This window comes from Aeromonas sp. FDAARGOS 1407 (genome assembly GCF_019048725.1).
GTDB classification, from domain to species: Bacteria; Pseudomonadota; Gammaproteobacteria; order Enterobacterales; family Aeromonadaceae; genus Aeromonas; species Aeromonas enteropelogenes.
The window spans coordinates 3,516,140-3,529,322 of sequence record NZ_CP077399.1; the positions used below are offsets into that span (position 1 = coordinate 3,516,140).

10 protein-coding genes and 1 tRNA gene are annotated in these 13,183 nt (G+C 60.9%); 5 read left to right on the forward strand and 6 right to left on the reverse strand.

The features are described from left to right. Positions 1-20: 20 nt before the first annotated feature. Both I6L37_RS16600 and uvrB read right to left on the reverse strand, forming a co-directional pair. Complete coding sequence (locus tag I6L37_RS16600; RefSeq protein ID WP_216992424.1) at positions 21-278, reverse strand: YkvA family protein; 258 nt, start codon at positions 276-278, stop codon at positions 21-23. Next, complete coding sequence (gene uvrB, locus I6L37_RS16605; RefSeq protein WP_216992425.1) at positions 275-2,287, reverse strand: excinuclease ABC subunit UvrB; 2,013 nt, start codon at positions 2,285-2,287, stop codon at positions 275-277. The genes I6L37_RS16600 and uvrB overlap by 4 nt, the downstream gene beginning before the upstream one ends. Positions 2,288-2,420: 133 nt before the next feature. On the opposite strand from uvrB, the gene I6L37_RS16610 reads away from it, so the two are divergent. Next, positions 2,421-2,496 (forward strand) — tRNA-Asn (locus I6L37_RS16610). 54 nt (positions 2,497-2,550) lie between these two features. On the opposite strand, the gene I6L37_RS16615 is transcribed toward I6L37_RS16610, so the two are convergent. Continuing rightward, positions 2,551-2,733 (reverse strand): hypothetical protein, encoded by a 183-nt coding sequence (locus I6L37_RS16615; RefSeq protein WP_216992426.1) that lies wholly within the window; start codon positions 2,731-2,733, stop codon positions 2,551-2,553. Between the two features lie 536 nt (positions 2,734-3,269). On the opposite strand from I6L37_RS16615, the gene I6L37_RS16620 reads away from it, so the two are divergent. Beyond that, positions 3,270-4,955: an aspartate:alanine antiporter gene (locus I6L37_RS16620; RefSeq protein WP_042026458.1), complete on the forward strand. Its 1,686-nt coding sequence runs from the start codon at positions 3,270-3,272 to the stop codon at positions 4,953-4,955. Positions 4,956-5,230: 275 nt separating this feature from the next. Here I6L37_RS16620 and fabB read toward each other — a convergent pair whose 3' ends face one another. Next, positions 5,231-6,442 (reverse strand): beta-ketoacyl-ACP synthase I, encoded by a 1,212-nt coding sequence (gene fabB / locus I6L37_RS16625; RefSeq protein WP_124238491.1) that lies wholly within the window; start codon positions 6,440-6,442, stop codon positions 5,231-5,233. 90 nt (positions 6,443-6,532) lie between these two features. On the opposite strand from fabB, the gene mnmC reads away from it, so the two are divergent. Then, complete coding sequence (gene mnmC / locus I6L37_RS16630; protein ID WP_216992427.1) at positions 6,533-8,551, forward strand: bifunctional tRNA (5-methylaminomethyl-2-thiouridine)(34)-methyltransferase MnmD/FAD-dependent 5-carboxymethylaminomethyl-2-thiouridine(34) oxidoreductase MnmC; 2,019 nt, start codon at positions 6,533-6,535, stop codon at positions 8,549-8,551. 70 nt (positions 8,552-8,621) lie between these two features. On the opposite strand, the gene I6L37_RS16635 is transcribed toward mnmC, so the two are convergent. Both I6L37_RS16635 and I6L37_RS16640 read right to left on the reverse strand, forming a co-directional pair. Next, positions 8,622-9,221, reverse strand: coding sequence for a DUF922 domain-containing protein (locus I6L37_RS16635; RefSeq protein ID WP_216992428.1), 600 nt, complete (start codon positions 9,219-9,221; stop codon positions 8,622-8,624). Positions 9,222-9,402: 181 nt separating this feature from the next. Next, a complete protein-coding gene (locus I6L37_RS16640) occupies positions 9,403-9,786 on the reverse strand; it encodes a hypothetical protein (protein WP_224212371.1) in 384 nt (127 codons plus the stop codon). Positions 9,787-10,063: 277 nt separating this feature from the next. Here I6L37_RS16640 and dcuC point away from each other — a divergent pair, with 277 nt between their 5' ends. Together dcuC and I6L37_RS16650 are read left to right on the forward strand one after the other, a co-directional pair. Beyond that, a complete protein-coding gene (gene dcuC / locus I6L37_RS16645; RefSeq protein ID WP_026456207.1) occupies positions 10,064-11,416 on the forward strand; it encodes an anaerobic C4-dicarboxylate transporter DcuC in 1,353 nt (450 codons plus the stop codon). Positions 11,417-11,503: 87 nt separating this feature from the next. Then, on the forward strand, positions 11,504-13,159 hold the full coding sequence (locus tag I6L37_RS16650) for a bifunctional UDP-sugar hydrolase/5'-nucleotidase (RefSeq protein ID WP_216992429.1): 1,656 nt from the start codon (positions 11,504-11,506) through the stop codon (positions 13,157-13,159). Positions 13,160-13,183 lie beyond the last annotated feature (24 nt).

Consider the following 13,183-nt stretch of genomic DNA (forward strand, 5'->3'; position numbering starts at 1 on the left):
TGATACGGGTTACAAGCCCGTCAGGAGCCCTCCTCCAGGCCATCACGTACCGAGGCTGGCAAGCAGCGCTCCCAACCCCACAACAGGAGCAGCAGCAGGGTCGCATCGTCGAGCCAGCCAACCAGCGGTACAAGATCCGGCACCAGATCAACCGGACTCAAGCCATAGAGCAGGATGAGGATCACCAGCCCCCTGGCCCACCAGGGGGTGGCAGGATGGCGAAAGCCCTGATAGAGGCGACGCAGGCGCCGCCAGATGAGCCAGCGTCGAGTACTCATGATTCGATCAGCTCGCCGCGCAGTTGCTGGATCTGATCCCGCAGTGCCGCCGCCTGTTCGAACTCCAGATCCCGGGCATGCTGGAACATCTGCTCTTCCATCCGCTTGATCTCCTTGGCGATCTCGCTGGCGGAGCGGACATGGTACTCCCCTTGTGGCTCGGCCGCCTTGCGACTCCCCTTGCCGCCCTTGCCAGCGCTGCGGCTGCCCCCCATGTCCATCACATCGCCGATGGCCTTGTTGAGCCCCTTCGGCGTGATGCCGTGCTCGAGGTTGTAGGCGTGCTGCAGGGCGCGGCGCCGCTCGGTCTCTTCGATGGCCACCTTCATGGAGTTGGTGATGGTATCCCCGTAGAGAATGACCTTGCCGTTGAGGTTGCGCGCCGCACGCCCTATGGTCTGGATCAGGGAACGCGTGGAGCGCAGGAAGCCCTCCTTGTCCGCGTCCAGGATGGCCACCAGGGACACCTCCGGCATATCGAGGCCTTCGCGCAGCAGGTTGATCCCCACCAGCACATCAAAAGTGCCGAGACGCAGATCGCGAATGATCTCCACCCGCTCCACAGTATCGATGTCCGAGTGCAGGTAGCGCACCTTGACGCCGTGCTCCGCCAGATATTCGGTCAGATCTTCGGCCATCCGCTTGGTGAGCGTCGTCACCAGCACCCGCTCCTCCACCGCTACCCGCTGGCGGATTTCGGAGAGCAGGTCGTCCACCTGGGTGGTCACCGGGCGTACTTCCACTTCGGGATCGAGCAAACCGGTAGGACGCACCACCTGCTGCACCACGTCGCCGCCGGACTTCTCCAGCTCGTAGGGACCGGGGGTTGCCGAGACAAACACCGTCTGCGGCATCAGGGCCTCGAATTCATCGAACTTGAGGGGGCGATTGTCGAGCGCGGAAGGGAGCCGGAAGCCGTACTCCACCAGAGTCTCCTTGCGGGATCTGTCCCCTTTGAACATGGCGCCGATCTGCGGCACCGTGACATGGGATTCGTCGATGATGAGCAGGCCGTCCCCCGGAAGATAGTCAAACAGGGTGGGCGGCGGCTCCCCCGGCGCGCGGCCGGAGAGGTAGCGGCTGTAGTTCTCGATGCCCGAGCAATAGCCCAACTCCTGCATCATCTCCATGTCGAACTGGGTGCGCTGGCTGATCCGCTGCTCCTCCACCAGCTTGTTGAGCGACAACAGCTGCTCACGACGGCTTTTAAGCTCCTCCTTGATATGTTCAATGGCACCGAGGATGGTCTCGCGCGGAGTGGCGTAGTGGGTCTTGGGGTAGATGGTGTAGCGCACTACCGTCTGCTCGATGGCGCCGGTCAGCGGGTCGAACAGGGAGAGGCGCTCCACCTCCTCGTCAAACAGCTCCACTCGCAGGGCCAGCTTGTCCGATTCGGCGGGATAGATGTCGATCACCTCCCCCCGCACCCGGAAGGTGCCGCGCTGGAAGGCCATGTCGTTACGGGTGTATTGCAGTTCGGCAAGACGGCGCAGGATATCCCGCTGGTTGATCACATCTCCCACTTTGAGGTGCAGCATCATGCTGAGGTAGGCCTGCGGATCCCCCAAGCCATAGATGGCCGACACCGAAGCGACGATCACCACGTCGCGCCGCTCCAGCAGGGCCTTGGTGGCCGACAGCCGCATCTGCTCGATGTGATCGTTGATGGAGGCATCCTTCTCGATGAAGGTGTCCGTGGTCGGTACATAGGCCTCGGGCTGGTAGTAGTCGTAGTAGGAGACGAAGTACTCCACCGCATTGTCGGGGAAGAACTCCTTCATCTCGCCGTAGAGCTGGGCCGCCAGGGTCTTGTTGGGAGCCAGGATCATGGTCGGGCGGTTGAGAGTCGCGATGACATTGGCCATGGTGAAGGTCTTGCCCGAACCGGTCACCCCGAGCAGGGTCTGATGGGCAAGGCCGGACTCGATACCGTCGAGCAACTGGGCAATGGCCTTGGGTTGATCCCCGGCGGGTTGAAACTGACTGGCTAATTTGAACAACTTGCTCATGGAGACTCCCGACACGAAACAGCAAGAGAGCAGTGTAACCGAGTGATCCGCACCGGTACACCCGCACCATGATGCCCTCGATGGCTTGACCCCTGAGGGTGCCTTCTGTATGATGCTCCTCCTTGCCTGATGTTCCCCCGTAGTTCAGTCGGTAGAACGGCGGACTGTTAATCCGTATGTCACTGGTTCGAGTCCAGTCGGGGGAGCCAATTCCTCACCATCTCGGTGCAAGTTATCCACTTTAGTGCTCTCTTCTGCCAATTTTAATGCACAAGATCCTTCTTGCTGCTGACGATCCCCTTTTTCACCGCGTACGGCTCTTCAGAGTTTTCTTCTGTTGCATCTAAGTATTTGATTTTAATGTAAACATTTTTCATGCGGTATTTTTTGTACAGCCCTTGCAGCCCAGTATTGGCGCGGCTTTCGGGCCGATGAACAGGATTCATAAACAGGGTTATCCACAGATTCTGTGGGTAACTGCAGCAAACCCTGTCCCGATGCGGGTTCACCCGTTATCACGGCTTTTCGGGCCATGCTCCGAGGGGCAACCTGATTTTATGCTGTTTTGTACATGCCCCCCTCCCCCCTGCCCAAACGACACTTTTGTTCCTTTTTGCAGATATCTTTTGTCTACCCCAGCAGTACTGGGCGAGCAGCCAACATGATGGTCGTTTGCTTCCCAGATCACCCTGTTTCGCTACCGGTTGAATCTGCTGAAACCGCTCCTTCCAAAGCGGGCCAACAGCAGAATCTAAACTTATCCTCCTCACTGTCCAGCTCCCCCTTTCGTCAGCATTTTTCACTCATTGACACGGGTCTGAACAGCAAAAATCGCCACCTTTGCACCGATACGCTCCCGATCCCTCTCTGGCAAGCCGTCACAGCCCCTCGTAACTGTTGATTAATCGGTTCCTTGCGCTTCTTTATTGGTGACAGATCCGGCACAATGTCCGCCCCACTTTTTTCCTCGGTTTTTCCGGGCATGACCATAGATTTCGTGACACTGCTACATCAAAGCGACTCCCTACTCCTGTTCGTGGTGCTGGCCTTCGGCCTGCTGCTGGGCAAGGTGCGCCTCGGCAACTTCCAGATTGGCAACACCATTGGGGTGCTCTTCACCGCCCTGCTGTTTGGCCAGATGGGCTTCCAGTTCTCCACCTCCACCGAAAACGTCGGCTTCATGCTGTTCATCTTCTGTGTGGGCATTGAGGCCGGACCCCACTTCTTCAGCGTCTTCCTGCGCGATGGCATCCACTACATCACCCTGACCCTGGTGATCTTGCTGAGCGCCCTGCTGCTGACCGTGGGGCTGGCCAAATTCTTCAATCTGGGGCCAGGCATGGCCGCCGGCATCCTGGCGGGCTCACTCACCTCGACCCCGGCGCTGGTCGGTGCCCAGGATGCCCTGCGCAGCGGCCTGCTCAACCTCCCTCACCAGACCGACATGCAGTCGGTGCTCGACAACATGGGCATCGGCTACGCCCTGACCTATCTGGTGGGGCTGGTGGGCCTGATGCTGGTGGTGCGCTATCTCCCCTCGCTGGCACGCCTCGACCTCAATACCGAGGCGCAGAAGATTGCCCGCGAGCGGGGCCTATCCGACAGCGACAATCGCAAGACTTATCTGCCCATCATTCGCGCCTACCGGGTCGGCCCCGAGCTCGCCGCCTGGATCGGGGGACGCACCCTGCGCGAGACCGGCATCTATCCCCACACCGGTTGCTATGTGGAGCGGATCCGCCGCAACGGCATCCTGGCCAGCCCCGACGGTGACGCCGTCATCCAGGAAGGGGACGAGATCGCCCTGGTGGGTTACCCCGAAAGCCACGAGAAGCTCGACGTCAACTACCGCAACGGCAAGGAGGTGTTTGACCGCAACCTGCTTGACCTGCAGATCGTCACAGAAGAAATCGTGGTGAAGAACGACGCCGTGGTGGGTCGCCATCTGGTGGAGCTGAATCTCACCGAGAAGGGCTGCTTCCTCAACCGGGTGGTGCGCTCCCAGATCGAGATGCCGTTCGATCGCAACATCATGCTGCAAAAAGGCGACGTGCTGCAGATCAGCGGCGAGAAGCAGCGGGTCAAGCTACTGGCCAACAAGATCGGCTTTATCAGCATCCACAGTCAGACCACGGATCTGGTGGCCTTTACCACCTTCTTCGTGCTGGGGCTGCTGATTGGCTCCGTCTCCCTGGTATTCGGCCAGATCGAGTTTGGCCTCGGCAACGCCGTCGGCCTGCTGCTGGCCGGGATCCTGATGGGTTATCTGCGGGCCAATCACCCCACGGTCGGCTATGTGCCACCGGGCGCCCTGCGTCTGGCAAAGGATCTCGGCCTCGCCGTCTTTATGGTGAGTACGGGTCTCAAGGCCGGCGGCGGCATTCTGGATCACCTGAGCGAAGTGGGTGGCGTGGTGCTCTTGTCCGGCATGCTGGTGACCACCCTGCCGGTGCTGGTAGGCTATCTGTTCGGGGTCTGGGTGCTGAAGATGAACCCGGCCCTGCTGCTCGGCGCTATCACCGGAGCGCGAACCTGCGCCCCGGCCATGGATGTGGTCAACGAAGCGGCCAACAGCTCCATTCCGGCGCTCGGCTACGCCGGCACCTATGCGGTGGCCAACGTCATGCTGACCCTGGCGGGCTCCTTTATCATCGGCTTCTGGTTCTAGCCGCCCTTATCTTGTCATTGCAACCAATTAACGTAAGAAGGGGAGCCAGTGGCTCCCCTTCTTGTCATCGTCTCCCCTTAGCACTTGTGGGGTGATCCACCTGAGCAGGACCACTCACAACTCCCCGCCCAGCTCGGCATATGACAAGCTCTGCTGGCTCTGCTGGCTCTGCTGGCTCTGCTGGCTCTGCTGGCTCTGCTGGCTCTACAACAGCCAAACAAATCGCAGCCACAAAAAAAGCGCCCTGAGGCGCTTTTTTTATATCAACCGGATGATCAGGCTTTGAACTTGCTGAACACCAGGGAGGCGTTGGTACCGCCAAAGCCGAAGCTGTTGGACATGACGGTATTGAGGTCAGCCTCTTCGTACTCGCGCACGATGGGCAGCCCTTCGGCCTTCTCGTCCAGGTTCTCGATGTTGATGCTGGGGGCGATAAAACCATGTTGCAGCATCAGCAGGGAGTAGACGGCCTCGTGCACACCGGCGGCGCCCAGCGCATGGCCAGTCATCGCCTTGGTGGCGGAGAGCTTGGGCGCGTTGCTGCCAAACAGGGTCTGGATGGCTTCCAGCTCCTTGGTGTCACCGACCGGAGTAGAGGTACCGTGGGTGTTGATGTAGTCCACCTTGCCGACACTCTGCATCGCCATCTTCATGCAACGCACGGCGCCTTCGCCGCTCGGGGCCACCATGTCGTAGCCATCGGAGGTCGCACCGTAACCGGTGATCTCGGCATAGATGTGGGCACCACGGGCCAGGGCGTGTTCCAGCTCCTCAACCACCAGGATGCCACCACCACCGGAGATGACGAAACCGTCGCGATCCGCATCATAGGTACGGGACGCTTTTTCCGGGGAGTCGTTGTATTTGGTAGACAACGCGCCCATGGCGTCAAACTGGATGGTGGAGGACCAGTCCAGCTCCTCGCCACCACCGGCGAAGACGATGTCCTGTTTGCCGAGCTGGATCAGTTCCAGAGCGTGGCCGATGCAGTGGGCAGAGGTCGCGCAGGCGGAGCTGATGGTGTAGTTGACACCCTTGATCTTGAACGGCGTAGCCAGGCAAGCGGAGGTGGTGGAGGACATGGTGCGCGGCACCATGTAGGGACCCACGCGCTTGACCCCTTTCTCGCGGGCGATGTCGCAAGACTCGGAGGTGTTCTTGCCGGAGGCGCCGCCGGAGCCGGTCACGATGCCGGTGCGCTCGTTGGAGACCTGATCTTCCGGCAGGCCGGCATCTGCGATGGCCTGCTGCATGGAGAGATAGGCATAGGCCGCAGCGTCACCCATGAAACGCATGACTTTACGGTCGATCAGTTCAGACGGATCGAGTTTGATGTTACCCCAGACACGGCTGCGCAGGTTGTGTTGCTCGAACTGCTCGGAATAGGTGATGCCGGATTTGCCTGCTTTCAGGGAGGCCAGCACTTCTTCCTTGTTGTTGCCGATACTGGAGATGACGCCGATACCGGTGATCACTGCTCTTCTCATTAATTCATCTCGTCTGGAAAAACTGGCGCCAAGTCTACCCGCTTTCGGCTGCCAAACTGGTCTGCTTTCACGTAGAATGCCCGCGATTTTGTGACGCGAGCCGAGGAAAACGTGAGTCAAACATCCTTACATCATGCCCGATTGGACTGGAACGAGGCGGGTACTCCAGTCTCCAGTGACTTCGGGGATGTGTACTTTTCCAATGATAACGGTCTAAGTGAAACCCGCTACGTCTTTTTGCAGCAAAATCAGCTGCCAGCGCGATTTTCGCACCATGATGGTGACACTTTCGTGATCGGTGAAACAGGTTTCGGTACAGGTCTTAACTTTCTGGCGACAATGAAAGCCTTCCTGGAACAGACGTCCCAATCCGGTAACGCCCTGCGTCTTCACTTCATCAGTTTCGAAAAATACCCCCTGACCCGGGACGATCTGCGCAAGGCACTGGACGCCTGGCCCGAGCTGGCACACTTCAGCCAGGATCTCGTCAAACAGTGGCCCCTGCCGGTATCCGGCTGTCACCGCCTGCACTTTGCCAGCGGCCGCATCTGCCTCGATCTCTGGTTCGGCGATATCAAGGACATGTTGCCGCAGGTGCCCCATCAGGCCGACGGTCTGGTGGATGCCTGGTATCTGGACGGCTTCTCGCCGGCTAAAAACCCGGAAATGTGGACTCAGGATCTGTTCGACGGCCTCGCCCGTCTCGCCCGCCCCAGCGCCACCCTCTCGACCTTTACCTGCGCCGGTTTCGTGCGCCGGGGACTCATCGCCGCCGGCTTTGCCATGAAGAAGGTGAAGGGCCACGGCAGCAAGCGGGAAATGCTGGCCGGCGAGCGGATAGACAAGCAGCCACAGCAGACCATAGCTCCCTGGTATGCCCGCCCGGCCGGGCGGGAGGGGGACGTGCTGATGATAGGCGGCGGCATCGCTTCGGCCATGACGGCGCTCTCCCTGGTGGAGCGGGGCCGCAAGGTGACACTCCTGTGCGAAGATGGCGAGCCGGCCTGCGGCGCCTCCGGCAACCGGCAAGGGGCCTTGTATCCGCTCCTTAACGGCGATCACGACGCGTTGTCGCGCTTCTATTCGCTCGCCTTCGGCTTTGCCAGAAGCCGACTGCTGGCCCTGGCCGAACGACATCCCATCGCCTTTTCCCTGTGCGGCGTCACCCAGCTCGGTTATGACGATAAATCCGCTGCCAAGCTGGCCAAGATGAGCCAGGGCCCCTTTCCGCCCGAGCTGATGCACCCATTATCTGCAACAGAAAGCGAAGCGGCTTGCGGTTTGCCCTCGGGCCATGCCGGGGTCAGCTATCCGCTGGGAGGCTGGCTCTGCCCGGCCGATCTGACCCGCGCAGCCATCGAGGAAGCCAAGACAAGCGGCCTGCTGCTGGTGGAGTACGGCGCCCGGGTGGTTAGCATCGGCGAGCAAAGCGACGGCTGGCAAGTGATGAGTCATGACGGTCGCCACTGGCAGGCCCCCAATCTGGTGGTGGCCGCCGGCCACCAACTGCCCGCCCTGCTCCCCTTTGCCGAACTGCCGCTCTATCCGGTGCGCGGTCAGGTGAGCCATATTCCGACCAGCCCAGCGCTCGGCCAGCTCAAGACCGTGCTCTGCTACGACGGCTATCTCACGCCGGCCCACAACGCGCATCACTGTATCGGGGCCAGCTATGGTCGCAACCAGACCAGCCTCGAATTTCGCGCCGATGAACAGGTCCAGAACCGGACCAGATTGCAAGCTTGCTTGCCTGGCCAGCCCTGGCCCGATGAGGTAGACATAAGCGGTAATGAGGCGCGAGTCGGGGTACGCTGCGCCAGCCGGGATCACCTGCCCGTGGTCGGCCCCGTGGCCAGATTGCAGGGGCTGGCGGATCATTACGCCGGGCTGCATGGGGATCGACAAGATGCCGCGCCGCTGCCACTTTACCCGGGTCTCTATGTACTGGGCGCCCTCGGCTCCCGGGGCCTGTGCTCGGCACCGCTGTGCGGCGAGTTGCTGGCCAGCGAGATCTGCGGCGATCCCCTCCCCTTGGCAGCCGATCTGCTGGAGGCGCTCCACCCGGCTCGTTACTGGGTGCGCAAGCTGCTCAAGGGCAAATCGCTGGCCTGAATCCCTCACTACCAGCCATAAACAACAAGGCCGCCCAATGGGCGGCCTTGTTGTCGTCGGTATCAATCCATTAATTGGGCCAGCGCACGCCAAAACGCTCGCCATAACCGGTCTGCTCCTGAAACGCATCGATGCGCTCCCGGATCTTCTCCATCTCCTTGCTGCCCGCCGCCCAGGCGGCATAGCGCAAGGCCTGGCAATCGCCGTGACTCGGCAGGGCCGCGATGGCACCGCCCACCAGGCTGCTGCCCCGCTGCACCATCTCCTTGAAGCGGGATTCATACTCGAACATGCTGGAGAGTACCCTGGCCCAGTCGTCGCGGGCAGATCCCGTGCTGTTGCGGTTCTGGCTCCAGCGGGGCAGCAGCACGGTCGCCTGAGTCAGGACAGTGACCTGGGTAAGCTGGCAGCGCCCCGGCAGCTGCTCCGTCTCGAGCTGCCAATCCACCTGATAACTTGCCTTGCCCAGTACCACCTTGCCATTCACCCTGGGGGCACTCTGAACGATGGCGTTGACCAGTTGGTCCGGGCTGGTTGCATTGACGTCATAAAAACGCACATTGATGCGGGATTCGGGCACCACCTGCGGCCTGACTGTTTGCGCCTGGCTCGCCAGCGGCAGCAACAACAACCCGATCCCTACCATCATGTTATGAAACTTGCTGACCATGCCAGACTACCTTCCTTGATTGCACGGACGAAACAGCAACCGCGCCGAAACGGGTGCCACATAGATAACGCTATAGCCTATGTGCGACCAGGATGCTGCGCAATACCATGATTGTTCAGAAATCTGAGCCCGCTCACAGGTTCCGTGAGTTACCTGGGCACCAAGGGTGAAATTGACAATTTTATCGCCTGGATCCGGCTATTCTGCGCCAGCTAAGGTGATAATTTTTCACATTGATGTCATGACCATCTATCTGAATGAAATGATCATTTTCAATGCGGTTGGCAAAAAAACGGCGATCTGCCCGATCTCGTAACCACAACTCGCAAAGTCCAACCTTCCCTCGCCGGGGATAAAATTGGGGGATGGTCAACAGCACCACCCCATCCACTCGCATGGCCTGCCGGGAGAGACAATCATCACTCGTCATGCCGGTGATCAGGGCCGCGAAACGGGGACCCTCTCCCACGGCGACCATCAGCACGCCGTAGGCGCGGGCTGCCGTCAGGTGTCGCATGGCGATCGCCTGACAAGGACCCGTCTGGTGAAAACCGTCGTTGTTCATTGCCAACACTCGATTTGGCATAAACATCAAACAAGCACAAATTAAACAGAGTTTAATTCTGTAAAATTGCAAATTCAAAATACATAAACCCTAAAAACCACACAATTAGAGTCAGATTAGGCAGTCATAACCACCAGGTAAAGTGCTTTTCTCCTTTTAAAATGCTGTTTCCACTGGGAAATGTTGATGTGGAGCAAACTACTACCGGCTTGTTGTCGCGGGATTACCCCCATAGGAATAGACTTATGCCACTTTCACCTACCCAATAAGGCTATATATGCTGGAACTCGTTATCGGCACCCTGGTCACCCTGGTGGTGGGCCGTGCCATCTTCAAGGGATACTCCGCCACCGGCGTGCTGCTCAGCGGTGGCTTGCTATTGCTGCTGGTCACCGCCCTGATGGGCAAACCCGTCCTGCCAAGCAAGGTCGCCAGCACCGGCTACCTGGCAACCGACATCTTCGAATACGTCCGCTTCCTGCTCAATGACCGTGGGGGTGGACTGGGGATGTTGATCATGGTGCTGTGCGGTTTTGCCGGCTACATGAGCCACATTGGCGCCAACACCATACTGGTCAAGCTGGCCAGCAAGCCCCTCGGTTTCATCAAGTCCCCCTACATCCTGCTGGTCGCCGCCTATCTGGTCGCCTGCGCCATGTCCCTGGCGGTCAGCTCGGCCACCGGTCTCGGGGTATTGCTGATGGCGACCCTGTTCCCGCTGATGGTCAACATGGGGATCTCCCGTGGCGCCGCGGCAGCCGTCTGCGCCTCCCCGGCAGCCATCATTCTGGCCCCCACCTCCGGTGACGTGGTGATGGCCGCGCAGGCCGCCAACATGCCGCTGCTGGACTTTGCCTTCAAGCTGACCCTGCCCATCTCACTGGTGGCTATCGCCTGCATGGCGGTGACCCACTTCTTCTGGCAGCGCTACCTCGATCAGAAATCCGGCGAACACAACGAACCGGTGGCACCGGGTGATCTGATCACCTCGGCTCCCGCCTTCTACGCCATCCTCCCCTTCACTCCCATCATCGGGGTGCTGGTGTTTGACGGCAAATGGGGACCGCAGCTGGATATCGTCACCATCATCGTCATGTGCATGGTGCTGGCCAGCCTGCTGGAGCTGATCCGCGTGCGCAATGGCAAGGAGCTGCTGGACGGCCTGCAGGTGTGCTGGCGCAACATGGCGGATGCCTTCGCCGGCGTGGTCATGCTGCTGGTGGGTGCCGGCGTCTTTGCCCAAGGCCTGATGACCATCGGCTTCATCGACACCCTGCTGACCCATGCCCAGGATCTGGGCTCGGGCGGCCTGATCATGATGCTCTCCCTGGTGGTGATCACCACCCTGGCGGCCTTCACCACCGGCTCGGGCAATGCCCCCTTCTACGCCTTCGTAGAGCTTATTCCCAACCTGGCCAGCAGCCTGGGCATCAACCCGGCGTACCTGGTGATCCCCATGCTGCAGGCATCCAACCTGGGCCGCACCATCTCGCCGGTCTCCGGCGTGGTGGTCGCCTGTGCGGGGATGGGCAAACTCTCCCCGTTCGAGGTGGTCAAACGCACCAGCATGCCGGTCGCCGTCGGCCTGCTGGTGGTGATCCTCGCCACCCAGATCATGGTCCCCGCCTGATCCCCCACCAGCCCGGCGCCTGCCGGGCTGGTATCTTGCCCCCCTGTTGCAGTAGACTCGGTGCCTCTTTCCCTAAGGAGGACCGAGATGAGTATTACGGTTCAACTTGCCCACTTCAGTGATTGCCACTCCCATTTCGACGGCGCACCGATCAGCTTCTCTCCCGTCGGTCACCCCCAGTGGCGCACCCAGTGCGGCGGTTATGCACGGATCCTGACCCGGCTCACCCAACTGCGTGCCAAGGCCGCCAGCCAAGGCCAGGCCAGCCTCTTCTTGCATGGTGGCGATACCTTTCAGGGCTCGCTCTATTTCAACCGCTTCAAAGGTCGCGCCAACGCCGACCTGCTCGCCATGTTGCAACCCGATGCCATGGTGATCGGCAACCACGAGTTCGATCTGGGCAATGGCCCCTTGGTGGAGTTTTTGCGCCAACTCGATTTTCCCGTGCTGGCCGCCAACCTGGACAACAGCCAGGAGCCCGACGACACGCCCCTCGGGCTCTGGGATCTGCCCCACCTTTATGATGCCCACCAGCCCTGGCATCGCCGTGAACTGGGCGGCGTGCCGTTTGCCCTGCTCGGCATCACCCTGCCCCAGATGGCCGCCATTGCCAACCCGGATCCCCACACCCGCTTTCATGCCGTGGCCGACACCCTCACCCGGGTGCTGCGCGAGATAAAGGAAGAGGGGATCCACCATATCGTGCTGTTGAGCCACCTCGGGCTGGAGCAGGACAAGCTGCTGGCCGAGAGATTCCCCCAGCTCAGCCTCATCATCGGCGGCCACACCCACAGCCTGCTGGGAGATCTGGCGCCGCTGGGACTGCCAAGCGAAGGGGAGTATCCCCTGATGCAAAACGGGGTCGCCATCCTGCATGCGGGGCACAGCGCCCTCTGTCTCGGAGTGTGCGAGCTGACCTTCGACGAGGCGGGCCGCGTGGTACAAAGCCGGGGACAACTGGAGTGGCTGCCCTGGCAGCCCTGGCCGTTTGCGGGTGACGTCCCCGCCGGGCTGCTCTTTTGCGAGCCGGATGCCAGGGTGGAACAGCATCTGGCCAGACGCTACCGGCCGGAGATCGAGACCATGACCCAGCGCATCGTCACCCACCTCGACACTCCTTTGCTGCATCAGCGCCTGCCGGATGCCCTGCTGCCAAATGGCAGCCAGGTGGCGCCACTGGTCGCCCGGGCCATGCTGGTAGCGGCGCGCGAGCAGGTCGGTCAGGTGGATTTTGCCCTGCACAATGCAGGGGGCGTGCGCTGCTCGCTGGAGCAGGGCCCGCTGAGCGAGGCCGATATCGCCGGGCGTCTGCTCCCCTTCGCCATCCCCCTCACCCTCTATCGGGTCCATGGTTACGAGCTGGCGGAGGCACTGGAGGGGGCGATTGACAACGCCACCAACAACGGCGTGGCCGGCAATGGCAGCGGCAGCTTCCCCTACACTGCCGGGGTGCGCTTCTGTTACCGGGCCGAGCGGCCCAAGGGGGCACGCATCACCCGGCTGGAGTGGGAGCACTCCCCCGGCAACTGGCTGCCGGTCGAGGCCGATGAGATCTATCGCGGGGTATCGAGCGCCTATACCGCCTCCGGCAAGGAGGGCTACACGGCGCTGGCCCGTACCCTGACCCAGCACAATCAGGAGCTGGGTATCACCCTGGCGGACGCTTTTATCCGCTGGGCCCGTCACTTGTCGACCCTCGCCATCCAGCCACCGCTGGTCGAATACCATACCGCCAATCCCTGAGAACCAGGGTGTCATGGCCTGATC

Bases quoted from the DNA above. Each gene is read 5' to 3' on its own strand.
- fabB (WP_124238491.1), bottom strand. From the start codon at position 6,442: ATGAGAAGAGCAGTGATCACCGGTATCGGCGTCATCTCCAGTATCGGC.
- I6L37_RS16615 (WP_216992426.1), bottom strand. From the start codon at position 2,733: ATGAATCCTGTTCATCGGCCCGAAAGCCGCGCCAATACTGGGCTGCAA.
- I6L37_RS16640 (WP_224212371.1), bottom strand. From the start codon at position 9,786: ATGAACAACGACGGTTTTCACCAGACGGGTCCTTGTCAGGCGATCGCC.
- I6L37_RS16650 (WP_216992429.1), top strand. From the start codon at position 11,504: ATGAGTATTACGGTTCAACTTGCCCACTTCAGTGATTGCCACTCCCAT.
- uvrB (WP_216992425.1), bottom strand. From the start codon at position 2,287: ATGAGCAAGTTGTTCAAATTAGCCAGTCAGTTTCAACCCGCCGGGGAT.
- I6L37_RS16620 (WP_042026458.1), top strand. From the start codon at position 3,270: ATGACCATAGATTTCGTGACACTGCTACATCAAAGCGACTCCCTACTC.
- dcuC (WP_026456207.1), top strand. From the start codon at position 10,064: ATGCTGGAACTCGTTATCGGCACCCTGGTCACCCTGGTGGTGGGCCGT.
- I6L37_RS16635 (WP_216992428.1), bottom strand. From the start codon at position 9,221: ATGGTCAGCAAGTTTCATAACATGATGGTAGGGATCGGGTTGTTGTTG.
- I6L37_RS16600 (WP_216992424.1), bottom strand. From the start codon at position 278: ATGAGTACTCGACGCTGGCTCATCTGGCGGCGCCTGCGTCGCCTCTAT.